The organism is Microbacterium oxydans, assembly GCF_006540085.1.
GTDB lineage: Bacteria > Actinomycetota > Actinomycetes > Actinomycetales > Microbacteriaceae > Microbacterium > Microbacterium oxydans.
Genome location: NZ_BJOG01000001.1, coordinates 837,442 through 861,282 on the forward strand (window position 1 = coordinate 837,442; position 23,841 = coordinate 861,282).

Here is a 23,841-nt window from a genome sequence, read left to right on the forward strand (position 1 = left end):
GTAAAGAATTCTTGACACTTCTGGCGAGCGGCCGTACGCTGAACGTGTCAAGAATCTTTTACATCGGAGGCGTCGTGGTCTACGAAGAGCGCAATGCGTGGGCGGGACTCATCGTGAGCCCCATCGTGATGGTCGTGTACGTCGTGCTGGTCCTCCAGCAGGCTGGAGGAGGGCCGCTCACCGATGTGGACTGGTTCCCGCTCATGCTGTGGGTGATCGGCGGGGGCATCGTCGCGACGATCCTGCTCAGCGTGGTGTGGGGCATCATCGCCGGGATGAGCGATCCCGACGGGGTCGGCCGCTCCGACATCCGCGACCGCGACATCAGCCGCATGGGTGGGCGGGTGGAGCAGGCCTTCATCGTGATCGCCGGCCTCGGGGTGATCGCGCTGTGCGCTGTCGGGGCCGACGTCTTCTGGATCGCGAACACCATGTTCGCGGGCTTCGCGGTAGCCGCGCTCGTCGGCGGTGTCGCCAGGGTGATCGCCTACCGGCGAGGCCTCGTCTGATGGTCAAGCCCACTCTCGTCTCCAACACCATCCGCGCTCATCGCGAGAGGGCGGGACTCACTCAGGCCGAGCTCGCGCGCACGGTCGGCGTGACGCGCCAGACGCTCATCGCCATCGAACAGCAGAGGTACTCGCCGACGCTCGAACTCGCCTTCCAGATCGCCCGCGCCTTCGGGGTGGGCCTCGACGACGTCTTCGAGTACCCCGACACATCAGGAGCAGGATCATGAGCCGATCGATGAAGGCGTGGACCAGGAAGACGTACGGGCCCGCCGACGGCGTCGCCCTCGAACACACCTCGATGCCGGTTCCTCGACGCGGCGAGGTGCTGCTGCGCGTGCGCGCCACGGCCCTGAACGCGGGCGACGTGCGTCTTCTGCTCGGTGATCCTCTGCTCGTGCGACCGGTGTTCGGGCTGACACGTCCGAAGCACCCGGTGCGCGGCATGGAGGTCGCGGGCACCGTGGTGGCGCTCGGGGCCGATGTCGTCGGTGCTGAGGTCGGCGAAGAGGTGGTCGGTGAGCTCGTCGGCGGGGGAGGGCTCGGCGAGTATGTCCGGGTTCCCGCCGCTCGGCTGGTGCCGATCCCCACCGACATCGCGGCAGACGCCGCTGCCTGCCTGCCGGTCGCCGGTGGTACCGCCTGGCAGGCGCTCGACCTCGCCGGGGTCGGACTCGCAGACGGTGGCCACGCGGCGGGTGGGGCGCCGCGCGTGCTGATCATCGGTGCATCCGGAGGCGTCGGCACGTTCGCCGTGCAGCTCGCGACTCTCCGCGGAGCCGAGGTATGGGCGACCTGTCGCGACCGCAACGCGCCGCTGATCGAGCAGCTCGGCGCGGTGCGCACGTTCGACCACAGGGAGTCGCCGTTGAGCACGCTCGCGGACGGCCGATTCGACGCGATCATCGACATCGCGGGAGGGATGCCGCTGCGCGAGCTGAAGCGTCTCGTCGTTCCCGGCGGCACAGTCGTGCTGGTCACCGGCGACGGCGGCCATGTGCTCGGCCCCGTCCCACGGATGCTGCGCGCGGTGTTCCTGTCGATCGGCTCGCGGAGCATCCGACCGCTCGCCGCGACGCCACGCCCCGAGGTGCTGGCGAAGCTGCTCGACCTCGTGGCCGAGGGGCGGATCGTCCCCGTCATCGAGCGCGAGTATCCCTTCGCCGAGGCATCGGCGGCTCTCTCCCGACTGGAAGCCGGCCACACGGTGGGCAAGCTCGTGGTCGCCGGCACCGCGGTCTGAGCGCTCATCGGCGGTGTTCTGGTGCCGCACCGACAGCGGTGTGGCGGAGCACCCCCCACCGCGCTCTGGCGGTGCACAGGGGGCGGGTGACAGAATGGACCCCGGCGTGCCCGAGTCGCATCTTCCCCGACGCCCGCTCGATCGAGCGAAGGGTCGAAGGACCGCCGGGCCCCTGGACAGCGTCCGCCGCGCCCGTCCTCCGAGGAGAGCTCCCATGTCGACGCCTGAAGCCGCCGTCTCCACCGCCCCCGCCCGCACCGCGCACCACCGCCACTACCTGATGTGCAAGCCGGAGCACTTCACCGTCAACTACTCCATCAATCCGTGGATGGAGCCGTCGAAGCCCACCGACACCGCGAAGGCGGTCGCGCAGTGGCAGAAGCTCCACGACCTGTACGTCGAGCTGGGCCACGACGTCGAGCTCATCGAGCCGCTCGCCGGATACCCCGACATGGTCTACACGGCCAACGGCGGGTTCCTCATCGACGGCCGCGCCTATGTGCCCGAGTTCCGCTTCGTCGAGCGCCAGGGCGAGGCTCCCGCCTTCGCCGACTGGTTCCGCGGCGCGGGCTACGACACCGTGATGCCGAAGGAGGTCAACGAGGGCGAGGGCGACTTCCTGCTCGTCGGTGACGTGATCCTCGCCGGCACCGGCTTCCGCTCGACCGGCGACAGTCACCGCGAGGTCGGCGAGGTCTTCGGCCGCGAGGTCGTGTCGCTCAACCTGGTCGACCCGCGCTTCTACCACCTCGACACCGCGATCGCCGTGCTCGATCCGGTGCAGGGTCTCGAGAACGGCGGCCCGGAGCACGCGAACATCGCGTACCTCCCCGGTGCCTTCGACGACGCGAGCCGCGCCGAGCTCGAGAAGCGCTTCCCCGACGCGATCCTGGTGTCGGACGAGGACGGCTCGGTGTTCGGCCTGAACTCGGCGAGCGACGGCTACAACGTGATCATCTCCCCGCGCGCGAAGGGCTTCGAGAAGCAGCTGCGCGAGCGCGGTTACAACCCGATCATGATCGACCTTTCCGAGCTGCTGCTCGGCGGCGGCGGCATCAAGTGCTGCACGCTCGAGCTTCGGGGCGCGAAGTGACCGCGCTGGAGGCAGGCGCCGATGTGAACACCGAGCCGCACGTCGCACACAACTACCACCCGCTGCCCGTGAACATCGCCCGCGCAGAGGGCGCGTGGGTGACGGATGTCGAGGGCAAGCGCTACCTCGATCTGCTCGCCGCGTATTCCGCCGTGAACTTCGGACACCGGCACCCGGCACTCGTCGCCGCGCTCACCGAGCAGCTCGGGCGGGTCACGCTCGTCAGCCGTGCGTTCCAGAGCGACCGCCTCGAACCGTTCGCCGCGGCGCTGGCGGAGCTCGCCGGCAAAGACCTCGTGCTGCCGATGAACACCGGTGCCGAAGCCGTCGAGACCGGCATCAAGGTCGCCCGCGCGTGGGGCTACCGCGTCAAGGGCATCGCCGAGGGCAGGGCACGCATCATCGTCGCGGCCGGGAACTTCCACGGACGCACGACCACGATCGTCAGCTTCAGCGACGACGAGCAGGCGCGCGACGACTTCGGGCCCTACACGCCCGGCTTCGACGTCGTGCCGTACGGCGACGCGGACGCCATCGCCGCAGCCATCACCGACGACACTGCCGCCGTGCTCGTAGAGCCGATCCAGGGCGAGGCAGGGGTCGTGATCCCGCCGGAGGGATACCTGCGCCGCATCCGCGAGATCTGCGATGAGAAGAACGTGCTGTTCATCGCCGACGAGATCCAGGCCGGTCTCGGTCGCGTGGGAGAGACGTTCGCATGCGACCGCGAGGGCGTCGTGCCCGACCTGTACCTGCTCGGTAAGGCTTTGGGCGGCGGCATCCTCCCGGTCTCGGCCGTGGTCGGCGACTCCGATGTGCTCGGTGTGATCCGTCCCGGCGAGCACGGCTCGACGTTCGGCGGCAACCCGCTCGCCGCAGCCGTGGGCCTGCGCGTCGTCGAGATGCTGCAGACGGGGGAGTTCCAGGAGCGCGCCCGTGCGCTGGGAGCCCATCTGGAGCAGGCGCTGCAGCCGCTGATCGGCCACGGCGTCACGGCCGTGCGCATCGCGGGACTCTGGGCCGGGGTCGACATCGACCCCGCGAAGGGCACAGGGCGGGAGATCGCCGAGAAGCTGCTCGAACGCGGCGTGCTCGTGAAGGACACGCATGGACAGACGGTGCGCATCGCGCCGCCGCTGGTGATCCGTGCGACCGAGCTCGACTGGGCGGTGGAGCAGCTCAAGCTCGTGCTGGGCGCCTGACCGACCCGCCGACACGGACAGCGCCACCGCTGTCACGGCCGTCGACTGGGGATGAGACGGCTGGCGGTGGCGCTGTCCTCGTGCCGCTCAGGCCGGTGGGGAATCCGGGTCGAGCGTCTTGAGGGTGTCCTCTTCGGCGGCGTTGTCGGCGTCGAGCTGGTCCTCGGTGTTCTCGTCGCCGCCGAGGGCCGCACGATGGCCCTGGCCGGCGTCGCCCTGGATGGCTCCTCCGGTGGACTCGCCGCGCGAGGCATCACCCTGGATGGCTCCGCCGGTGCCGTCGCCCTGGCCGGAGTCCTCGTCCGGTGCTCCGACTCCGGGTGCGCCCTCTGCCGGGTCCTGCGGGTGGGGGGTGCGTTCCGTGTTCTCGTCCATGCGACGACGCTACGTCGGGTGCGGCCCTCCGCAGAGGGCATTGACAAACAGGCCGAGGATGCTCAGTCGTCGGGGTCGCGCCGCTTGGCGGTGCGGATCGGCGTGGTCACGGCGGCCTCGTCGCTGAACTCGATCGGGTCGACCTCGATCACGCTGAGCGGGCGGGTCTCGTCGAGTGTGAGCAGGAAGCGGCGGTTCTCGTCGCGTCGCAGGCGCCCGGACGTCGCCACCCAGATCACGCCGATCGCACAGGCGACGAATCCGGCCGTGCCGCCGAGCATGATCGCAGCGCGCGGCCCGAACGTGTCGGCGACCCACCCCGCGATCGGAGCGCCCACCGGGGTCGAGCCCATGATCACCGCCATGTAGAGCGCGAGCACACGGCCGCGCAGTGCGGGATCGGTGGTGATCTGCACGTAGCCGTTGGCGGTGGTGAGCAGCGTCACGATCATGAACCCGGTGAACGTCAGGGTCACGGCGTACGACGCGTAGCTGGGCATCACGGACGGCACGAAGGCGGCGATCCCGAACCCTCCGGCAGCCAGGATCACCACCCGTACCCGGGCCCGGTCGCGACGTGCGGCCAGCAGGGCGCCGATCAGCGACCCGATGGCCAGCACCGAGCTGAGCACACCGTATCCGTCGGCTCCCGCACCGAACTCGAGTGCCATGGTCGAGGCGAAGATCGGGAAGTTCATGCCGAAGGCGCCGATCAGGAAGACCGTGACGAAGACGACCTTCAGGTCGCTGCGTCCCCATACGTACCGGAAGCCGGCTGCCAGGCCACCGCGGCTGCGGTTCTTCAGCCGAGGGGCGAGCAGGCTGCGCCGCATCAACAGGAGCGCGAGGAGCATCGCCAGGAAGGTCGCGGCGTTCACGATGAACACCCAGCCCGAGCCGATCGCCACGATCAGCAGGCCTCCGACGGCCGGTCCCACCATGCGGGCGAGGTTGAACGACGCCGAGTTGAGGGCCACCGCGTTCGAGGTGTCGCCGGTGGAGACCATGTCCGAGACGAACGCCTGCCTGGCCGGGGCGTCGAAGGCGTTCACGATGCCGAATCCGAGGGCGAACCCGAACATCATCGGCAGCGTCATGAGGTCGTTGAGCAGCAGCACACCGACCGCGATGGCCAGGGCCAGCAATGCCGACTGTGTCGCGAACAGGATGTGCCGGCGGTCGAAGCGGTCGGCCACCCACCCCGTCATGCTCACGAGCACGAGGGGAGGCCCGAACTGCAGGGCCATGGTGACGCCCATCGCCGTGGCGTCGTTGTCGGTGAGCTCGGTGAGCACCACCCAGTCCTGCGCGGTGGCCTGCATCCATCCGCCGACGTTGGAGATCAGGGCGCCCGCGAACCAGATCCGGTAGTTGATGTTCGCGAACGAGCGGAACATGGCGCTCATCTCTCCACCACCCGCCGCATCAGGGCGCTCGCTTCGCGCAGTGTGGTCAGCTCGGCCTCGGTGTAGTCGACCTCGCGCAGCATGTCGGCCAGCAGCTCGTCGCGCCGGCGGATGGTCTCGACCACGATCTCGGCACCGGCCGGGGTGATGTCGACCTGCACGCGTCGCCGGTCGTCCTCGTCGGGGGTGCGCACGACGAAGCCCTGCTCCTCGAGGCCGTTGATCGTGCTCGTCATCGACGGCGCGGTCACGCGTTCGCGTTCGGCGAGGGTCGAGACCGTGCGTCGGCCGTTCATGCGCAGGTCGGCGAGCACCGCCAGCTGCGCGTCGCTCATCGAGTCGGCGGCGCGGGCGCAGCGGAGGCGGCGGGCCAGCCGGAACGTGGCCATGCGAAGGTCTGTGGCGGTGAGGCGGAGGGATTCATCAGACGCAGACATTACTTAGATAGCCTATCTAATTTTCCGGATGCCGTCGCGGCAGCGGGCACAATGGAGGGGTGACCCGAACGCTCGCCTTGGAAATCGCCGTGCAGGACCCCGCCGGAGTGCGCATCGCCAAGGAGGTCGGCGCGGCACGCGTCGAGCTCGCGACGGCTCTCGCCCTCGGTGGACTCACCCCGTCGCCCGCGACGATCGAGCTCGCCGTCGAGACGGCAGGGGTCGATGGCCCCGAGGTGCACGTGCTGATCCGCCCGCGCGCGGGCGGCTTCCACTACGACGACGACGAACTCGCCGTGGCCGAGCTCGATGTGCGCCGCGCGATCGCCGCCGGTGCTGCGGGCGTGGTCATCGGCGCCCTCGACGCCGAGGGGCGACTCGACCTGTTCGCCATGGCGCGCCTCCGAGATGCCGCAGCCGGCGCACCCGCGACGCTGCACCGCGCGATCGACGTGACGGCCGATCCGGTCGCGACGCTGCGGAGCGCCCGCGAGCTGGGCCTGCGTCGGGTGCTCACCTCGGGGGGAGCGTCGGCCGCGATCGACGGCATCGACACGTTGCGTGCGCTCGTCGCGGCCGCAGAGGGCGAGATCGAGATCATGGCGGGCAGCGGCGTCGATGTGGCGAGCGCTCCGCTGCTCGCAGCCGCGGGCGTGGACGCGATCCATTTCTCCGCGAAGCGTGCCGTGAACGAAGACGGCGGGGTGCGGATGGGGTCGGCCTCCGACGGGGTCGGCGGCTACGAGGTGACCGATCGCGACACCGCCTTCGCGATCCGCGACGCCCTTGCACGGTAGCCGCCTCTTCCGGTGATGGGTAGGCTCGCAGCGTGATGGATACCCGCGAGTTCACCGATGCCTATGGTGTCGACATCGTCTACGACGTCCATCCCGCCGAGGGGACCCCGCGCGGCGTGGTGCAGCTGCTGCACGGCGTCGGAGAGCATGCAGGGCGGTACGGTGCGCTGATCACCGCGCTCACGGCTGCCGGATTCCACGTCTACGCCGACGACCACCGCGGTCATGGCCGCACCGGCATCCGCCAGCACGGCGGCCCGGAGAAGCTCGGCCGTCTGGGCAAGGGCGGGCTGCGTGCGGCCGTGGAAGCCGTCTGGCAGCTGACGGGCATCATCCGCGAGGAGAATCCCGATCTGCCGCTCGTGCTGCTCGGGCACTCGTGGGGATCATTCCTCGCACAGATGCTCGTCAACGAGCACCCGGACGCGTGGGACGCCGTGATCCTGTCCGGCTCTGCCCTGCGCATGCCGGGCTCACTGAACGCCGCTCCGCTGAATGCGCGCTGGGCAGGTGAGGGCGCGACCGGGCTGGAGTGGCTCAGCCGAGACCCCGCCGTGTGGACCGCGTTCGACGAGGATCCGCTGACCACCGATGTGCCGCTGCTCAAGCTGTTCGGCCCGATCGAGGCGGCGAAGCTGTACGGCCGCCCTGCCAAGGACCTGGGGCACGACATCCCGATGCTCCTGCTGGTCGGGCGGGACGACCCGGTGGGCGGACCGCGCAGCGTGCACAAGCTCGCCGACGAGTACCGCAACCGTTCAGGTCTCACCGACGTCACCACGCTCGTCTACCCCGACGCGCGCCACGAGATCTTCGCGGAGCTGCAGCAGGACGAGGTGCGCGCCGACGTGCTCGCCTGGCTCGACACGCACATCCCCGCACGCTGAGCTCCCGGCTCCACCGCCGAGACCCATGCTCCTCGTCCACACCCACTGTGGCGACCGCTCGCCGCGGTGGGTCTCGGCGGGGAGCGTGGGTCTCGGGCGAGATGTTCCCGCGTGGTGCGGATGTAACGCGACGTTACGCGCGGTGAAGGCGTGTGACACGGGCGTCTCGCGCGCCGCGGGGTCACCGTAGATTCGGGGCAATATTCCGCGCATGAGCGAGGAGTGCCCGCTCGGCGGCACCCCGCACGGGAGGGAGCGCTCCGATGAGCTTCGTGAAGGACTGGCAGGACTGGCACGCGTCCAGGGAGCGGTACGCGGGATCGGAGTACGGCCCGTCGGCACTCGAGTCGACGAACTGGCTCATCACGGAGGCCGCGGCCGTGGACGGCATCCCCGGGCTCTGGGCGCTCACCGGCGACGGCGGCATCCGCGGCAGCGAGCTGGGCCAGGCGGGATCCACCGTCACGCTGCGGGGCACGCAGAGCATCCGGCTCGGGCGCCGCGAGCTGCGCGTGTTCGAGCGCCACGGCACGATAGCGCTGCGTGTGCTGAATCCGGCTCGTCCGCAGCGCGAGTGGTTCACTGCGATCGATGCCTATGCCCCCGACGAGCGCTGGCGTCTGCCGGCTGTCTTCGAGGAGACACCCGACGAGCAGATCGTGATCACGTCGGTCGACGGCGATGCGCGGGAGACGCCCGTCGCCGGTCGGCTGCGCTTCGAGCTGGCGGGCGCGCCGCAGACGCTCACCGTGACCCGAGGTGCTCAGGGCGGGCTGAGCGCGGTGTTCGCAGACGGGACGAACGGCCTCGAGACCTACCGCTTCCGGTTCCTTCCGGTCGACGAACCGGCCGTGGACGGCACTGCCGTGATCGACTTCAACCGCGCCTATCTGCCGCCGTGCGCATTCTCCGACCAGTTCGTGTGCCCGCTGCCGCCCGCCGGGAATCGATACTCGACCCCGATCCGCGCGGGTGAGCGCGTCGTCGTGCTCGGAGGCTGACCCGCCGTAACAGGGGCCGCGCGCCTTAAGCTGGAACCGTGCACGGTGAATACAAGGTCCCAGGTGGAAAGCTCGTCGTCGTCGACCTCGAGATCGAGGACGACCGGATCTCCCGCTTCCGGCTCGCCGGCGACTTCTTCCTCGAGCCCGACTCGGCGCTGGACGACATCAACGCCGCCGTCGACGGACTGCCCGTGGAATCGGACGCGACGGCGATCGCCGCAGCCGTCCGCGCCGCGCTGCCCGACGGGGCCCAGCTGCTCGGGTTCACACCGGAGGCCGTCGGAACCGCGGTGCGTCGCGCACTCGTGACCGCCCCTGGGTGGCGCGACTTCGACTGGGAGATCGTGCACGAGAAGGCTGCGTCGCCGCGCATGAACCTCGCGCTCGACGAGGTGCTCACCTCCCGCGTCGGCGAGGGGCGTCGCCGTCCCACCCTGCGCATCTGGGAGTGGGACCAGTCGGCCGTGGTGATCGGATCGTTCCAGTCGTACCGCAACGAGGTCGACCCCGAGGGAGCTGCGAAGCACGGATTCGACGTCGTCCGTCGTATCTCGGGCGGTGGGGCGATGCTCATGGCCGCGGGGCAGATCATCACCTACTCGCTGTATGTGCCGGCTTCACTCGTGGCGGGGATGACCTTCGCCGACTCCTACGCCTTCCTCGACGACTGGGTGCTGCAGGCGCTGCGTTCGCTCGGCATCGATGCCGTCTACCAGCCGCTCAACGACATCGCGAGCCCGACCGGCAAGATCGGCGGCGCCGCCCAGAAGCGGTTGGCGAACGGCGGAGTGCTCCACCATGCGACCCTGTCGTACGACATCGACGGTCAGGTGATGACCGAGGTGCTGCGCATCGGACGCGAGAAGCTCAGCGACAAGGGAACCGCCTCTGCCGCCAAGCGCGTCGACCCGCTGCGCAGCCAGACCGGCCTCGAGCGCGCGGAGATCATCGAACGGTTCAAGGACACCTTCCGCTCGCTGACCGACGCCGAGACCGGGTCGATCTCGGCCGACGAGTACGCCGCCGCCGAGGCGCTCGTCGAATCGAAGTTCGCCACCGAGGCCTGGCTGCATCGGGTGCCGTGACGGCGCCGGACACTCACCTCCCCCCTGCGGCGGACACCCCTGACGTCGTGTCAGACACCGTGTCCGTGCCGCAGCCGGTCGTGCCCCACCCGGTCGTGCCGGAGCCGGTCGTGCCGCAGCCGCTCGTACCGGGTGCGGTGACGATCGTCGAGGGCGACAACCTCGCCGTCGCCGCGACCCTGCCTTCCGGTTCGTTCACGCTCGTGTACCTGGACCCGCCGTTCAACACCGGCCGCACGCAGGAGCGTCAGGTGGTGACCGCACGGCGGACGTGGGCAACTCCTCAAGAATCGGTGCCGGCCACGGAACCGGTCCCGGGGATCCACGACCTCGGGGGAGTGACCGGCACGGATCTGCGGAGTTCTTCACCGGAGCCGGGAGAGACCGCGCCGGCCGCTGACACCGAGGTGCGGCACGGCTTCCACGGCCACGCCTACGAGCGGGTGCGCGGGATGCTGCGCGCCTATGACGACCGCTTCGACGACTACGGCTCGTTCCTGATGCCGCGGCTCGAAGAGGCCTGGCGGTTGCTCGCCGACGACGGCACGCTGTACCTGCACCTCGACTACAGGGAGGCGCACTACGCGAAGGTCATGCTCGACGCGGTGTTCGGGCGGGACTGCTTCCTCAACGAGCTGATCTGGGCGTATGACTACGGCGCCAAGTCGCGCAGCCGCTGGCCCACCAAGCACGACACGATCCTGGTGTACGTGAAGAACCCTCGAGGGTACGTGTTCAACTCCGACGAGGTCGACCGCGAGCCGTACATGGCGCCTGGGCTCGTCACCGCCGAGAAGGCGGCGCGCGGCAAACTGCCGACCGACGTGTGGTGGCACACGATCGTGCCCACCACCGGTCGGGAGAAGACCGGCTATCCCACGCAGAAGCCCGAGGGGATCCTGCGGCGCATCGTCACGGCGTCGAGTCGTCCTGGCGACCGTGTGCTCGACCTCTTCGCGGGCAGTGGGACGACGGGAGCGGTGGCCTCGGCCCTCGGACGCGACGCCGTGCTGGTCGACGACAACCCCGAGGCCGTCAGGATCATGAAGACGCGGATGCCGCACGCCGAGGTGACGTCGCTTCGCTGAACCACACTCAGCCGGAGTAGCCGCGACCGTTCCGTCAGGAGGGGCGGAGCAGCACGAGGAACCGCTCGATCTCTGCGGCCATGTCGAGCGAGGGATCGAGCATCCACGCAGCCTGCAGCCCATCGGCCAAGGCATGCAGGGTGCGGACGACCCATGCCGGGTCGAGGTCGGCGCGGATCCGCCCCTGTTCTTGGTCGATGATGAGCTGAGCGCGGGTGAAGGTCTCGATGCGCTCGGTGCGCTCGCGGAAGTAGGCGTGGGCGGGGTGGGCAGGATCCCCGGCTTGGGCGGCCAACTGCGCGTAGAGCTGCACGAGACCGGGGACGGATGCGTTGTGACGGATGACCGCAAGGAACGCGGCCGAGGCGTCTTCGCCGGCGTACTGCTGCTCGTCGCGGTCGTCTCTGGCGCGGAGGATCGCGACGAACAGCTCCTCCTTGCTGCCGAAGTAGTGCAGCAGGCCCGCCGGGCTGAGTCCGGCGGCGTCCGCGATCTCCCGGACCGACGCCTTGCGGTAGCCGTGCTCGGCCACGACGGCGAGTGCGGCCTCGAGGATCTCCTCGCGCTTGGCGACGCCCTTCGCGTATGCCCCCCGTGTAGCCATCGCTCCAGGGTAACCGTCACGCTCGGATCACAAAAACCAAACAACGTTCGTGAAACGCTTGCGCGGACAGTCGACGATCTGTCAGCATGTCCGACGAATACCAAACACCGTTTGGTATTGACCTGATCACGCTCACCGACCCGATCACGCTCAACGAGGAGCCGACATGTCCGTGTCCCCGCTCGACCCCGCCGCTGAAATCGCCCCGACCGGCACCATCCGCGCCGTTCCGCCCGCCGCGGGGGAACCGGCGGCGAGTCCGCCCGCGAATCGGCGGCTGCTGCCCAGCTTGCTGATCGCCTCGCTGACCCTGTTCGCCACCTACGGCGGACTCATCGCGATCCTGCTGCCCAGCCAGGTGCTGATGATCGACGAGGCGAACAAGGTCGGCAACCTCGCCGTCGTGACCACGATCTCCTTCGTCTTCACGCTGTTCGCGCAGCCGATCGTCGGGGCGTTGAGCGATCGCACGCGCTCGCGGTTCGGACGCCGGGTGCCGTGGATGGTGCTCGGCGCGATCATCGGCGGCATCTTCCTGTTCGGCATGGGCTCATTGACCGACATCCTCTGGATCACGGTGTTCTGGGTCATCATCCAGGTGGCGCTGAACTTCTTCCAGGCTCCGCTGACGGCCATCACCGCCGACAGGTTCCCGCGGTCGAAGCGCGGCGGCGCGAGCGCGATGATCGGTATCGGCACGCAGGTCGGCATGACGGTGGGCATCATGCTCGCCGGGGCGTTCGCCGCGCAGATCGGCATCGGCTACGCGGCGTTCGGCGGTGCCGTGATCGTGGCGGCGCTGCTGTTCGCCGTGGTGAACCGCGACTGGTCGTCGAAGCACGCCGCGGTGGCCCCGTTCCGATGGGGCGCCTTCTTCCGGGGCTTCTGGATCGACCCGCGCCGCCACCCCGACTTCGCCTGGGCGTTCGGGGCGCGGTTCCTGCTGATCCTCGGCTACTTCGTCGTCAGCTCGTACCAGCTCTACATGCTCACCGACTACATCGGGCTGCCCCTGGCGGAGGCCCAGGGCGCCGTCGTCACGCTCACCCTCGTGGCCTTCATCCCGACCCTGGTCGCCATCGGTCTCTCCGGGTGGTGGAGCGACAGGGTCGGTCGCCGCAAGGTCTTCATCTACGCTGCGTCCGTCGTGATGGTGGCAGGGCTGGCGATGCCGCTGCTGCAGCCGAACATGACCGGCATGATCCTGATGAGCATCATCAACGGCGTCGGGTTCGGGTTGTACATGTCGGTGGACGCCGCGCTCATGACCGAGGTGCTGCCGAACGAGGGCGTCTCCGCGGGGAAGGACCTCGGCATCCTGAACGTGGCGACCAACGTGCCGCAGGCCCTGAGCCCCGCGATCGGCGGTGTCATCATCACGGCGCTCGGAGGCTACGCGATGCTGTTCGTCTTCGCGACCGTGTTCGTGATCCTCGCCGCCGTGGCGACCGCGCCGATCAAGGGAGTGCGCTGATGACCGGGAACGACCGGGAGAATACTGTCATGACCGATACCGATTCCGAGACGACCGCCGACTTCGTCGAGGTGGCCACGGCCGCGGGACGAGTGCGTGGCCGCTGGCGTCCGACCACGGGAGGGCGGGGCAATCCCCGATCGGCGGCTTTCCTCGGCATCCCGTTCGCCGAAGCACCGATCGGTGCGCTGCGCTTCCAGGCGCCCGTGCCGAAGGCACCGTGGGAGGGCGTGCGCGATGCGCTCGAGTTCGCGGCGACCGCGCAGCGCGGAGACCCCGGCGTCACGCTCATCCCCGAGCCGAGCATCGAGGGTGACGCCACGCTCAACGTGAACGTGTTCACCCCGAACCCGAGCCGCGCGGGGCAGGGGGACGGGCTCCCGGTACTCGTGTGGATCCACGGCGGCGGCTACTTCGCGGGCTCGCCAGCCAGCCCCTGGTACGACGGCCGCAACTTCAACCGCGACGGTGTCGTCACGGTCTCGCTCTCCTACCGGCTGGGCTTCGACGGCTTCGGCTGGATCGAGGATGCGCCCTCGAACCGTGGTGTGCGCGACTGGCTGCTCGCCCTCGAATGGGTGCAGCAGAACATCGCGGAGTTCGGCGGGGATCCGTCGCGTGTCACGATCGCCGGACAGTCCGCGGGCGGCGGTGCGGTGCTCACCCTGCTCGGCATGGAGCAGGCGCAACACCTGTTCCACGGCGTCTACGCGATCTCGGGCGCGCTCGCCGATGTGAGTGCCACCCGGTCGGAGGCCTTCGGGCGTGCGCTCGCCGCGGCGGCGGGGGTCGAGCCGACCGTGGCTGGGTTCTCGCCGCTGCGCGAAGAACGCATCCTCGAACTGCAGAAGAAGGCCACGGAGCTCGGTCCCTCGTCCCTGGGCAGCGTGATCGACGAGGGGCTCCCGCTCGGGCCGACGGTCGACGGTGATCTGCTGCCGCGCTCCACGCGCGAGGCTCTGCGGGCCGGCGTCGGCGCGGACAAGCCGCTCGTCCTCGGGGCGACGGACGACGAGTTCACGATGGTCCTCTCCGGGGCCGAGAAGAAGCTGCGCTGGGTGCCGAGGTCGCTCCTGCTGAACAAGCTGGGACTGCCGAAAGCCGTACGGAGGGAATACCTCGCCGCGAACGCCGACATCGCAGGCCTCGGCAAAGCGCGCCTGGGCGGGCGTCTGCTGACCGACCGGATGTTCCGGACGGCGCTGCTGAACGTGCTCGCCGACCGCGGCTCGGCACCCACCTGGCTGTACCGGTTCTCCTGGCCGTCAGGGCACTTCGGCTTCGCCGAGCACTGCCTCGACGTGCCGTTCTTCTTCGACTGCCTCGACGGCCCCGCCATGGAGCCACTCGCCGGACCGAACCCTCCACAGGAGCTGGCCGACGAGGTGCACGGAGCGGCCGTCGCGTTCATCGCCGGAGGTGACCCCGGGTGGCCGCGCCATCGGGGTGCCGCGGGCATCGCCCGGGTCTACGACGTGCCGACGCGCGACGTCGCCGATGCCTACGCGTCCGTGCGTCCGCTGCTGCGCGCGACCTGATTCGAGAGCGCCCGCGGTGCGGACTCAGGCGACGTAGATCTTGCGGAGGGTCTCGGTGACGGTCCAGGTCGTGCGCATTCCCTCGGCGAGACGCACGACGGAGCCGGGTCCGACCTCCAGATCGGGCAGCCCGGACGAGGCGAACGCGATCGTGGCGTGACCGGACAGCACCACGAACACCTCATCGGCTTCGGTGTCGGTCGCGGTGCCAGGGGTCATCTCCCAGACGCCGATCTCGATGCCGCCTAGCGTCGCCAGCTCGCGGATCGCGGTCGTCGGCGTGCCGGAGAGCACGTCGTCGGAGGGCAGCGGCTCATGCGCGAGGGGCAGGGCCCCGACATCCACCGCACTCCCCGCGGCGAGACCGTTCACGAGTCGAAGCCCATGCCGACGGCGTCGAGCGCCTTGAGGAACAGGTTGCGCCTGCCCTGGTTGTGGTCGGCCTGGTTCATGGCGGCGCGCACGAGATTGACGCCGATCGATGCCGCGGGCTCCGGCGGGAACGGGATGGGCTTCTCACGTACCATCCGAAGCTCCGTGCGCTCCGTCTGCTCCCCGGACAGCTTGTCGAGCATGACGTCGGCGGCGAAACGCGCCGCGCCGACCCCCAGGCCCGTGAAGCCGGTCGCGTACGCCACGCGTCCCTTGCGGGCAGTGCCGAAGAACGCGCAGAAGCGGCTCGACGAGTCGATGGCTCCCGCCCAGCGGTGCGTGAATCGGAGACCCTCCAACTGCGGGAAGGTCGTGAAGAAGTGGGAGGCGAGCTTGCGGTGGCTCTCGATGCGGTCCTCGTACTCCGCACGCACCTTGCCGCCGAAGTGGTAAATGGCGTCGTAGCCGCCGAACAGGATGCGGTTGTCCCCGGTGAGCCGGTAGTAGTGGAACTGGTTGGCGCTGTCGGCCAGACCCTGACGATTCGACCATCCGATGGATGCCAGCTGCGCGGTCGAGAGCGGCTCGGTCATCAGCACGTAGTCGTACACCGGAACGGTCATCAGCCGGTTGCGCTTGAGGAGCGAGGGGAAGACGTTGGTGCCGAGGGCGACGGCGTCCGCGACCACACGGCCGTCCGGAGTGACCAGGGTGATCGGACCGGACCCGTCGCCCTCGATCGCGCGGACGATGCTGTGCTCGTGGATCTCGACGCCGAGGTCGGCGGCCACACGTGCCAGCTCGACGCCGAGCTTGGCGGGGTGCACCATGGCGCAGCCGTCGCGATCCCAGTCTCCGGCGAGGAAGGTCTCCGAGTGCACCTCGGCCTGCACGGCTTCGCGGTCGAGGAAGCCGGGCTCTTCGCGATACCAGTCCACCTGATGCGGCTCGACGGCGACCGCCAGCTGACCCGTGCGCTCGAACTCCGCATCCATGCCGTACCGCTCGACCGTCTCACCGATCCCATCGAGGTTCGCGTGGCCCAGCTCCTCGAGCCGATCGATCTCCTCCGGCCATCGGTTGACGCCGTTCTCATGGCCGTGGGTGAGGCTCGACTCGCAGAATCCGCCGTTGCGCCCGGAGGCGGCCCAGGCGATGCGCGAGGCTTCGAGCAGGACGACACGACGTTCGGGGTCGCGTTCCTTGGCGCGCACCGCGGTCCACAGTCCGGCGTACCCTCCGCCGACGATGGCGAGGTCGGCACGGACAGTGCCGTTCAACGGCGGGTGCGTCGGCCGCTCGACGTCGTCGAGCCAGAACACCCGCAGGGCGGTGTCCCGGAGCGAGGCGTCGATGACGCTCGCTGAAGGTCGTTGGCGTTCGAAGACGGTGGTGCCCATCGTTCTCTCCGTTCCTCGGAGGCTCGCGTCAGCGCGTGCCCCAGTTGTAGAGGTCCTTGTACAGGCCGGCGTAGAGCAGGCTCTCGGTGTGCGTGATGCCGGGGATCGTGCGGATGCGGGTGGCGATGAGTTCGATGAGGTGCTCGTCGTTCTCGCACACCGCCTCGACGAGGATGTCGAAGGTGCCGAGCGTCACGACCACGTAGGCCAGCTCAGGGATCGTTGTGAGCTCCTGCGCGATCTCGCGCGGGTTGCCGGAGACTCGGATGCCGATCATCGACATGCGGTGGAAGCCGAGCTGCATCGGATCGGTGACCGCCACGATCTGGATGATGCCCGCCTCGGTCATCCGCTGCACACGCTGACGAGCGGCGGCTTCGCTCAGCCCGACCTCCCGCGCGATCTCGGCGTAGGGGCGGCGGCCGTCCTCCTGCAGCAGTTCGACGATGCGCTTCGAGATGTCATCAAGGGCAGGCTGGGACGGCTTCGTGCTCATGTGTCGATATTGTCAGTCGATGTGTGATCCCGCAACTGATTCAGTCGAATCTACGGGAGGTATCTTCAGATTCCGCAGGGATGTCGATACCATGACCCCATGTCGACTCATCTTCTGAAGGATTCAGCGCCGTTGCAGAACTTCATCGGCGGACAGTACGTGCCCGCACACGGCGCCGGTCGGATGCCGCTTCTGGATCCTGTCACGGAAGACGCGTACGGCGAGCTCCCGGTGTCGGACGTCACCGACGTCGATGCCGCCTACGCAGCTGCGGCTGCGGCCTTCCCGATCTGGCGCGACACCACGCCAGGGGAGCGGCAGCTGGCGCTCTTCCGCATCGCCGACGAGATGGAGTCGCGCGCAGACGAGTTCGCCGACCTCGAGTCGCAGGACACCGGCAAGCCGCGCGCGAGCCTGGTCTCGGACGAGATCATGCAGTCGATCGACCAGCTGCGCTTCTTCGCGGGTGCTGCCCGCAGCCTCGAGGGCAGGGCCGCGGGGGAGTACCTCGCCGGACACACCTCGTTCGTGCGTCGCGAGCCGGTCGGTGTGATCGGCCAGGTGACCCCGTGGAACTACCCGCTGAACATGGCGGTGTGGAAGATCGCGCCCGCGCTCGCCGCCGGCAACACGGTCGTGCTGAAGCCCGCCGAGTCGACACCGCTCACGACGCTGCTTCTCGCCGAGATCGTCGCGCTGCACACGCCGGTGGGCACCCTCAACGTGGTGCTCGGCGACCGCAACACCGGTGTCGCCCTGGTGGAGCACCCCACGCCGCAGATGGTCGCGATCACGGGTTCGGTGCGGGCGGGCATGGCCGTCGCACGCTCGGCGGCGAACGACGTCAAGCGGGTGCATCTCGAACTCGGCGGCAAGGCTCCGGCGATCGTGTTCGCCGACGCCTCGATCGAGAAGGCCGTCGAGGGCATCACCACCGGCGCCTTCTTCAACGGCGGACAGGACTGCACCGCCGCCACCAGGGTGCTGGTGCACGCCTCACTCCACGATGAACTGGTCGCCGCGCTGGTCGCGAGGGCGCAGACGCACGCCCGCACCGGGGGGCCGCGCGAGGAGGGTGTGCTCTACGGGCCGCTGAGCAGTGCGGCCCAGCTCGCGCAGGTGCAGGGCTTCATCGACCGCCTCCCCGCGCACGCGACGATCGAGACCGGTGGACGCCGCCAGGGAGATCGCGGCTACTTCTGGGAGCCCACCATCATCTCCGGTGTGCATCAGGACGACGAGGTCGTGCAGGGTGAGATCTTCGGACCCGTTCTCACAGTGCAGTCGTTCACCGAGGACGCCGAGGCCCTGGGGATGGCCAACGACGTGCCCTATGCGCTCGCCGCCTCGGTGTGGACGACCGATCATGCTCGAGCGATGCGCTTCTCGCGCGACCTCGACTTCGGGTGCGTATGGATCAACACGCACATCCCGTTCGTGTCGGACATGCCCCACGGCGGATTCAAGCACTCCGGCTACGGCAAGGACCTCTCGCAGTACGGCTTCGACGACTACACGCGCATCAAGCACGTGATGAGTGCGCTCGACTGAAGGGGCCGGCGAGGGGCCCCGGGCGCTCAGGGGGCGAGCTGCTTCACACGACGGTGCTCACGCAGGGTGAGCTGGGGGCGCTCCTCGATCTTGACCGCGCCGTCCTCGTCCCAGCCGTGGCGTGCGTAGAACGCATCCGCGCGATCGTTCCCATCGAGCACCCACAGGTACGCGCGTGCGTACCCGGCCTCGGCGATCCGCTGCTCCGCCGCCTCGAGCAGGGCGTGGCCCGCACCCGTCGACCAGGCGGCGGGGTCTGCGTAGATGCCGTAGACCTCGCCGTCGGCGAGCCCGTCGGGGTCGCGGCCGGAGCCCAGCGATGCCCAGCCGACCAGGCGGTCGCCCCGCACGGCGACGAGGGTGCCGAGGCCCGTGGGCAGCGGCTCCGCGATGATGCGCCGCCAACCCTCGGCTCGCTCCTCGACGGACAGTCCGTCGAGGACGGACTGATCGATGAGTCCACGGTAGGCCGCCTGCCAGGAGCGGACGTGCACGCCGGCGATGCTGTCGGCATCTTCGGCGCGGGCGTCGCGGATCACCAGCGGAGTCATCCATCCAGCCTAGGGGGATCGCCGTGGCCGGAGGGGGGTGGACGCTGCGGGTCAGCTCACGTTCTTCTTGAGCCAGGGCAGGGGATCCACGGCGACGGTGTTGATGTGGACCTCGAAGTGCAGGCACGACCCGAAGACGTAGCCGGTCGATCCGACGTCTCCGATGTACTGGCCTTCGTCGACGCAGTCGCCGACCTCGACAGCCCGGCTTCCGTAGGTCATATGCGAGTAGACGGTGCTCACGGCCTGTCCGTCGACGATGCTCTCGATCTGGATCGTCACGCCGTAGCCCTGGTAGCTCTCCGTCGATCGGGAGACGCAGCCCTTCATGGCGGCGTTGATCGGAGTGCCGACCGGCGCGGCGAAGTCCTGTCCGAGGTGCGATCGCCCCGGTCGTGAAGCGCCGAACCCGTCGGTGAAGGAGTATGTTCCGTCGGCCATCGGCATCACGATGCGTCCGGCGAGGGGGATGTCCAGCGCGCTTCCCAGCGGCATGCCTGCGGCGATCGCGGCGGCCGCGGCACGGGAGCGCGTCTCCTTGATCTCCTCGGGCGTCGTCGCCGAGAAGTTGCCGCGCGGGGCGATCTCCGCCCGGATCTCGTTCTTCGATGTGTAGGACTGGGACATTCCGTCGGCAAGAGTCGAGACGGGGGCGCTGGCAGCAGCCGCGGGGCCGCTGGTGGGGTTCAATGCAGGAAGCGCGGCTCCGGTGATCAGGACCCCGATCGCCAGGGTGGCGCCGAGTGCCTTGGACTTCGCCCACGTGCGCTTCTCGCGGCGGACCCGGGTCTGAGGAGTCGACGCCGCGCGAGGAGCCATGTGTCGGGGGCGCAGGCGAGGATCCCAGGAACGGGGGCCCTGTGCTGCCTGGGGCTGGGGGTCCGTGGTCTGGGGCTGTGTTGGCTGGGACTGCGTTGGCTGGGGCGCCGCGGTCTGGGGCACCGCGGTCTGGGGTGCCGTCGTCTGGGGCTGCGTTGCGCGCGGTGCCGTCGCTGGAGTCGGCTTCGTCTGAGACCGTGCCTGAGTCTGCGTCGCCTGCGAGTGGAGGGCTGTGGCGTCCTGGGCCGAGTCCGCGGCTGCGGTCGCTGTGTGAGCTGCCGCGGCTCTGCGGCGTGCGCGCGAGGACCTGAGTGACGGGGCGGCAGGCGCGACGTCTGCGTCGAGCGCGAGGTCGGCTGCGGGTGCGGGGTCTGCTTCGGGTGCGGGGCGGGCTTCGGGTGCGAGGCGGGCTTCGGGCACGAGGGCTTCGGCGGACGAAGAGGTCGCGTCGGCGAGGGGGAGCGTGTCGGCGGCGTTCGACGGAAGGGGGGAGTGCGCGTCTGCGGTCGCCTGGCGTCGACGATGACGACGGAGAAGCGGTCGAGTCGGATCGGGGACTTCTGTCGGAGCTTCCGAGGCTTCGTGAGCGCGCTCGGGGGGCAGGGAATTCGTGACGGGATCCTTCCGGGAGGCAGATGTACGCGGCGGTCGATCCCCCCGGATGCCACCGTTACCGATCTGTAATTTAATTCGTGAACTCGCGAGCGTCAAATCGAGATCGGACGCGTCGGCATCGATGTGGCCTTCGCCGCGCTCTGTCGTCCATCGATATCCGCGGAGAGCGTGACGCCAGGGGGTGTGTCGATTCTGCATCCGGTGCGGAGTGCTCGGGGTGCCCTGGCTTCTCGGTGCGCGGCAGCTGTGGAGTACTCGCTTTCCGCCGGCTTGGTGGAGTGTTGGAGGCCTCTATCTGTGTTCTGGAATATCGCTCTGAACTGGGCTTATCCCGGGATGAATGTCGGTGGCCCCGAGTTGACTTCGGGTATGAACACTCCTGTGGATGCGCTCAGCCAGGTCGTCGCCGACCTGGATGCGGTGCTGCGTTCCGAGGCGGTGGTGGGTTTGAGCGACGAATCGAAGATGGAGCTGCTGCGAATGGCGGGTGAAGCGCAGCGGCGCGTGGAGGCCGTGGTGGTGGGGGTCGTCGCATCGGTGGAGTCACGCCCGGCGGGTTCGGGCGACCTCGCGTTCTGCGGCCTCTTCGGGTGCCGAACCGTCGGCGAGCTTCTGCAGCGGGTGCTGCGGGTGGATGCGACGGGTGCCACCCGGGTCGTGAAGGCCGCGAGGGCGGTGCGGCGGGAGGTCGATCTGACGTCGGGCGGCTGGTTGCCGGCACGGTGGCCGGCATTGCGCGCGTCCCTCCTCGACGGGACGGTGGGGGTCGACGGGGTTCTCGCGGCGATCGGTCCGATCGAACGGGCCGGCGCCAGGGTGGGGACGGCGGACAGGTTGCGGGCCGATGCGGAGTTGGCGGCGTATGCGCGCGGGCTTCCGGTCGCCGAGCAGCGCGCGGATGACCACGGCGGTGCGGAGTCGGGGGTCGACGACGACACCGCTCCTCCGGCGACTCCGGAAGACCTGCGGGTGCTGGCGCAGGTGATGGTGCAGTATCTCGATCCGGATGGTGCCGAGCCTGCGGACGAGATCGCCATGCGGGCGCGGGGGATCGTCCTCGGTCGGGCCAAGGACGGGGTGATCCCGATCCGGGGTGGGCTGCTCCCCGAGGTCGCAGGACAGCTGCGACGCCTCTTCGACGCGTACCTGAACCCGAAGGTCGACGGCCCGCCGCAACCTGGTGTCGCTTTCCGGCCCTCCGACACGGCGCGCACCTCTTCGCCGGAGGTCGAGGGGGCGGATCATGGCTTCCTGCCATCCGAGGACCCGGTGCGGACGATCGACCCCCGGACGCGCGCGCAGAAGCAGCACGACACGCTCGCCGCCGTGCTCTCCATCGCTGCACGTCACGATGACACGCCCCGCCTGGGAGGTGCCGCACCGACGCTGGTCGTCACCGTCACCGCCGAGGACTACGCCACCGGTTCCGGGTGGGCTCGCATCGAAGGGATCGACACCCCCGTGTCCACCGGAGTCGCCGCGCACACCGCGTGCGGGGGCGGCGTGCAGCGGGTCCTGTTCGACCCGGCTGGGCGCATCATCGGAATCCACACCTCCGACCGCATCTTCAATGCCCATCAACGCCGGGCGATCACTCTCCGCGACCGTGAATGCCTCATCCCCGGCTGCCATGTGCCCGCGGCCTGGTGCGAGATCCATCACGTGGACGAGCACGCCCGCGGTGGAGCGACTCATACCGACAACGGCGTCGCGCTGTGCTGGCACCACCACCGAACCCTCCCCACCAGTGGATGGGAGATCCGGATGCGACATGGCGCACCCTCCGTCCGCGGCCCTGCCTGGTGGGATCCGAGCCGGCGATGGCGAACACCACGACCGACCAGCGCTGCTCGTTCCCGACCGACGGTTCGACGCAAGGAGCTGCTGCGGACATGAAACCCGGTGGCAGCGGAACCTTTGGTGGCAGTGGAGGTGGAGGTGGAGGTGGAGGTGGAGGTGGAGGTGATGGAGGAGGAGGAGATGTGCCTGTGCCTGTGCCTGGTTCTGCGCGCATGCGGTCCGACGGAACCGGTCCGGGGTGTCGACTGGTGCGACACGATGTGGCATGCTTGCGGGCACTGCGCCCGGCACAGCCAGTGGTGCACGACGCGACGAAGAGAGGCGAACCCGCAACCCCTATGTCCAGACCACTCGCGGGACCGCAGGGCCTGCTCCGCACGCTCAACGGCCGCGCGATCCTCGAAGCTCTCGCGCGCAGCGGTCCGCAGACCCGTTCGGACCTGATGTCGACCACCGGACTCTCACGGACGGCGGTGACCCAGGTGCTGCGGATGCTCGAGAATGCCGGTGCCGTCGCCCCCGCGGGCATCGACCGTGACACGAGGGGTCCTGCTGCAGGACGCGTCGCCCTGCACCCCCGGCTCGGTTTCGCCGCGGCCGTGCACGTCGATCATCACGCCGCCCACGTCGTGCTGGTCGACGCGACCGGCACTGTGCAGGCGGAGGAACACGGGCCCTTCGCCGAAACGGATGACCGCGTGGCCCACATCGTCGGGCTCGTGGAACGCTGCCGACGCTCGGTGAATGCGGCGAAAGCGGCCGTGCACCTGGCGGTGGTCGGAGTCCCCGGCATCGTCACGGCGGACGGAGGCATCCGAGACGACTTCGGCCCCGACGGCGGCCTCTTCCGCTCGGCTCTTTCCACGGCCCTGGACTGCCCCGTCCGCGTCGAGAACGACGTCAACCTCGCAGCCCTCGCCGAGCTCACGGGCGGTGAAGGCGGCACGCTCGCGAGCTTCGCGCTGCTGCTGCTCGACGACGGGCTCGGTGCAGGCATCGTCATCGACGGGGAACTCCACCGCGGGTTCTCCGGCGTCGCAGGCGAAGTCATGTACTTGCCGCAGACGCCCATCCCGATCGGTGCGCCCCTCGCCGGCGACGCGGTGGTCGGAGACCTGGCTCTCGGCGTCGGACGAGACCCCGATGCGTCGCTCGACGACCATCTGGAAGCAGCCGAGCGCGGAGACGAGGCGGCTGTCCAGATCGTGTCAGAGCTCGCCCGCCGCATCGTCCTCGTCGCGGGCACCGTGGGGCTGGTGCTCGACCCCGAGGCGTTCATCCTCAGCGGCAAGGCCGCACACCCGGCCCTCGTCGCCGCGATCGAGCGCATCGCCGCCGAGTACGAGGCGCAGCTTCCGCTCCGGTTCCTGGTCTCGTCGTTCGGCACCGAGGCTCCGCTCATCGGTGCGGTCGACCAAGCCGCGGCAGCGCTCCGCAGCGACCTCTTCAGCCGCATCCTCACGCCCGCACCCAAGGGTGGCCGCTGAACGACCAC

24 protein-coding genes are annotated in these 23,841 nt (G+C 69.4%); 15 read left to right on the top strand and 9 right to left on the bottom strand.

Going from position 1 to position 23,841, the window contains the following annotated elements; translation table 11 throughout:
* Positions 1–44: 44 nt before the first annotated feature.
* The 5 genes from MOX01_RS03965 (at position 45) to rocD (ending at position 4,047) form a co-directional block, all read left to right on the top strand.
* Positions 45–509 (top strand): hypothetical protein, encoded by a 465-nt coding sequence (locus tag MOX01_RS03965; protein WP_230977797.1) that lies wholly within the window; start codon positions 45–47, stop codon positions 507–509.
* Positions 509–739 carry a helix-turn-helix transcriptional regulator gene (locus MOX01_RS03970; RefSeq protein ID WP_141368470.1) on the top strand — a complete coding sequence of 77 codons (231 nt, stop codon included), beginning with the start codon at positions 509–511 and terminating at the stop codon, positions 737–739. Before MOX01_RS03965 ends, MOX01_RS03970 begins: the two co-directional genes overlap by 1 nt.
* Positions 736–1,752, top strand: coding sequence for an NAD(P)-dependent alcohol dehydrogenase (locus MOX01_RS03975; protein ID WP_141368472.1), 1,017 nt, complete (start codon positions 736–738; stop codon positions 1,750–1,752). The genes MOX01_RS03970 and MOX01_RS03975 overlap by 4 nt, the downstream gene beginning before the upstream one ends.
* Positions 1,753–1,966: 214 nt before the next feature.
* Positions 1,967–2,845 carry a dimethylargininase gene (ddaH, locus tag MOX01_RS03980; RefSeq protein WP_046747564.1) on the top strand — a complete coding sequence of 293 codons (879 nt, stop codon included), beginning with the start codon at positions 1,967–1,969 and terminating at the stop codon, positions 2,843–2,845.
* Positions 2,842–4,047 carry an ornithine--oxo-acid transaminase gene (gene rocD / locus MOX01_RS03985; protein ID WP_058632929.1) on the top strand — a complete coding sequence of 402 codons (1,206 nt, stop codon included), beginning with the start codon at positions 2,842–2,844 and terminating at the stop codon, positions 4,045–4,047. Before ddaH ends, rocD begins: the two co-directional genes overlap by 4 nt.
* An 87-nt stretch (positions 4,048–4,134) precedes the next feature.
* Here rocD and MOX01_RS03990 read toward each other — a convergent pair whose 3' ends face one another.
* From MOX01_RS03990 to MOX01_RS04000, 3 genes are all read right to left on the bottom strand, one after another.
* Complete coding sequence (locus MOX01_RS03990) at positions 4,135–4,422, bottom strand: hypothetical protein (protein WP_045264425.1); 288 nt, start codon at positions 4,420–4,422, stop codon at positions 4,135–4,137.
* A gap of 62 nt (positions 4,423–4,484) precedes the next feature.
* The gene (locus MOX01_RS03995; RefSeq protein WP_141368830.1) at positions 4,485–5,819 is read right to left on the bottom strand and encodes an MFS transporter; all 1,335 of its coding nucleotides are present in this window, start codon (positions 5,817–5,819) and stop codon (positions 4,485–4,487) included.
* A gap of 5 nt (positions 5,820–5,824) precedes the next feature.
* The gene (locus MOX01_RS04000; protein ID WP_046747567.1) at positions 5,825–6,265 is read right to left on the bottom strand and encodes a MarR family winged helix-turn-helix transcriptional regulator; all 441 of its coding nucleotides are present in this window, start codon (positions 6,263–6,265) and stop codon (positions 5,825–5,827) included.
* A gap of 59 nt (positions 6,266–6,324) precedes the next feature.
* Between MOX01_RS04000 and MOX01_RS04005 the strand changes: the two genes are divergently transcribed.
* The 5 genes from MOX01_RS04005 to MOX01_RS04025 all read left to right on the top strand — a co-directional run bounded on the left by MOX01_RS04005 (position 6,325) and on the right by MOX01_RS04025 (position 11,126).
* Positions 6,325–7,062, top strand: a complete 738-nt coding sequence (locus tag MOX01_RS04005) for a copper homeostasis protein CutC (protein ID WP_058632928.1) — start codon at positions 6,325–6,327, stop codon at positions 7,060–7,062.
* 35 nt (positions 7,063–7,097) lie between these two features.
* A complete protein-coding gene (locus MOX01_RS04010; RefSeq protein ID WP_046747569.1) occupies positions 7,098–7,949 on the top strand; it encodes an alpha/beta fold hydrolase in 852 nt (283 codons plus the stop codon).
* Between the two features lie 263 nt (positions 7,950–8,212).
* On the top strand, positions 8,213–8,950 hold the full coding sequence (locus MOX01_RS04015) for a DUF1684 domain-containing protein (RefSeq protein ID WP_046747570.1): 738 nt from the start codon (positions 8,213–8,215) through the stop codon (positions 8,948–8,950).
* Between the two features lie 38 nt (positions 8,951–8,988).
* Positions 8,989–10,038: a lipoate-protein ligase LplAB gene (lplAB, locus tag MOX01_RS04020; RefSeq protein WP_046747571.1), complete on the top strand. Its 1,050-nt coding sequence runs from the start codon at positions 8,989–8,991 to the stop codon at positions 10,036–10,038.
* Between the two features lie 137 nt (positions 10,039–10,175).
* Entirely contained in the window at positions 10,176–11,126 is a 951-nt protein-coding gene (locus tag MOX01_RS04025) for a DNA-methyltransferase (protein WP_230977860.1), read from the top strand.
* 34 nt (positions 11,127–11,160) lie between these two features.
* On the opposite strand, the gene MOX01_RS04030 is transcribed toward MOX01_RS04025, so the two are convergent.
* Positions 11,161–11,730 carry a TetR/AcrR family transcriptional regulator gene (locus MOX01_RS04030; RefSeq protein WP_141368474.1) on the bottom strand — a complete coding sequence of 190 codons (570 nt, stop codon included), beginning with the start codon at positions 11,728–11,730 and terminating at the stop codon, positions 11,161–11,163.
* Positions 11,731–11,896: 166 nt separating this feature from the next.
* On the opposite strand from MOX01_RS04030, the gene MOX01_RS04035 reads away from it, so the two are divergent.
* Complete coding sequence (locus tag MOX01_RS04035; RefSeq protein WP_141368476.1) at positions 11,897–13,204, top strand: MFS transporter; 1,308 nt, start codon at positions 11,897–11,899, stop codon at positions 13,202–13,204.
* Between the two features lie 29 nt (positions 13,205–13,233).
* Positions 13,234–14,742, top strand: a complete 1,509-nt coding sequence (locus tag MOX01_RS04040) for a carboxylesterase/lipase family protein (protein WP_141368478.1) — start codon at positions 13,234–13,236, stop codon at positions 14,740–14,742.
* A gap of 24 nt (positions 14,743–14,766) precedes the next feature.
* On the opposite strand, the gene MOX01_RS04045 is transcribed toward MOX01_RS04040, so the two are convergent.
* Genes MOX01_RS04045 through MOX01_RS04055 form a run of 3 tightly spaced genes read right to left on the bottom strand, consistent with a single transcriptional unit; the run spans position 14,767 to position 17,010 of the window.
* Complete coding sequence (locus MOX01_RS04045; RefSeq protein WP_058632923.1) at positions 14,767–15,114, bottom strand: cupin domain-containing protein; 348 nt, start codon at positions 15,112–15,114, stop codon at positions 14,767–14,769.
* Positions 15,111–16,514 (bottom strand): NAD(P)/FAD-dependent oxidoreductase, encoded by a 1,404-nt coding sequence (locus MOX01_RS04050; RefSeq protein ID WP_113681565.1) that lies wholly within the window; start codon positions 16,512–16,514, stop codon positions 15,111–15,113. The genes MOX01_RS04045 and MOX01_RS04050 overlap by 4 nt, the downstream gene beginning before the upstream one ends.
* A gap of 28 nt (positions 16,515–16,542) precedes the next feature.
* Positions 16,543–17,010, bottom strand: a complete 468-nt coding sequence (locus MOX01_RS04055; protein WP_046747577.1) for an Lrp/AsnC family transcriptional regulator — start codon at positions 17,008–17,010, stop codon at positions 16,543–16,545.
* Between the two features lie 99 nt (positions 17,011–17,109).
* Here MOX01_RS04055 and MOX01_RS04060 point away from each other — a divergent pair, with 99 nt between their 5' ends.
* Positions 17,110–18,561 carry a gamma-aminobutyraldehyde dehydrogenase gene (locus MOX01_RS04060; RefSeq protein WP_141368480.1) on the top strand — a complete coding sequence of 484 codons (1,452 nt, stop codon included), beginning with the start codon at positions 17,110–17,112 and terminating at the stop codon, positions 18,559–18,561.
* Positions 18,562–18,587: 26 nt separating this feature from the next.
* Here MOX01_RS04060 and MOX01_RS04065 read toward each other — a convergent pair whose 3' ends face one another.
* Positions 18,588–19,112: a GNAT family N-acetyltransferase gene (locus tag MOX01_RS04065; protein ID WP_058632920.1), complete on the bottom strand. Its 525-nt coding sequence runs from the start codon at positions 19,110–19,112 to the stop codon at positions 18,588–18,590.
* A gap of 51 nt (positions 19,113–19,163) precedes the next feature.
* A complete protein-coding gene (locus MOX01_RS04070; protein WP_046747580.1) occupies positions 19,164–19,931 on the bottom strand; it encodes a M23 family metallopeptidase in 768 nt (255 codons plus the stop codon).
* 984 nt (positions 19,932–20,915) lie between these two features.
* Here MOX01_RS04070 and MOX01_RS04075 point away from each other — a divergent pair.
* Entirely contained in the window at positions 20,916–22,442 is a 1,527-nt protein-coding gene (locus MOX01_RS04075) for an HNH endonuclease signature motif containing protein (protein WP_170224114.1), read from the top strand.
* A 242-nt stretch (positions 22,443–22,684) separates the two neighbouring features.
* Complete coding sequence (locus MOX01_RS04080; RefSeq protein ID WP_061015520.1) at positions 22,685–23,833, top strand: ROK family transcriptional regulator; 1,149 nt, start codon at positions 22,685–22,687, stop codon at positions 23,831–23,833.
* The last annotated feature ends 8 nt before the right edge of the window (positions 23,834–23,841 follow it).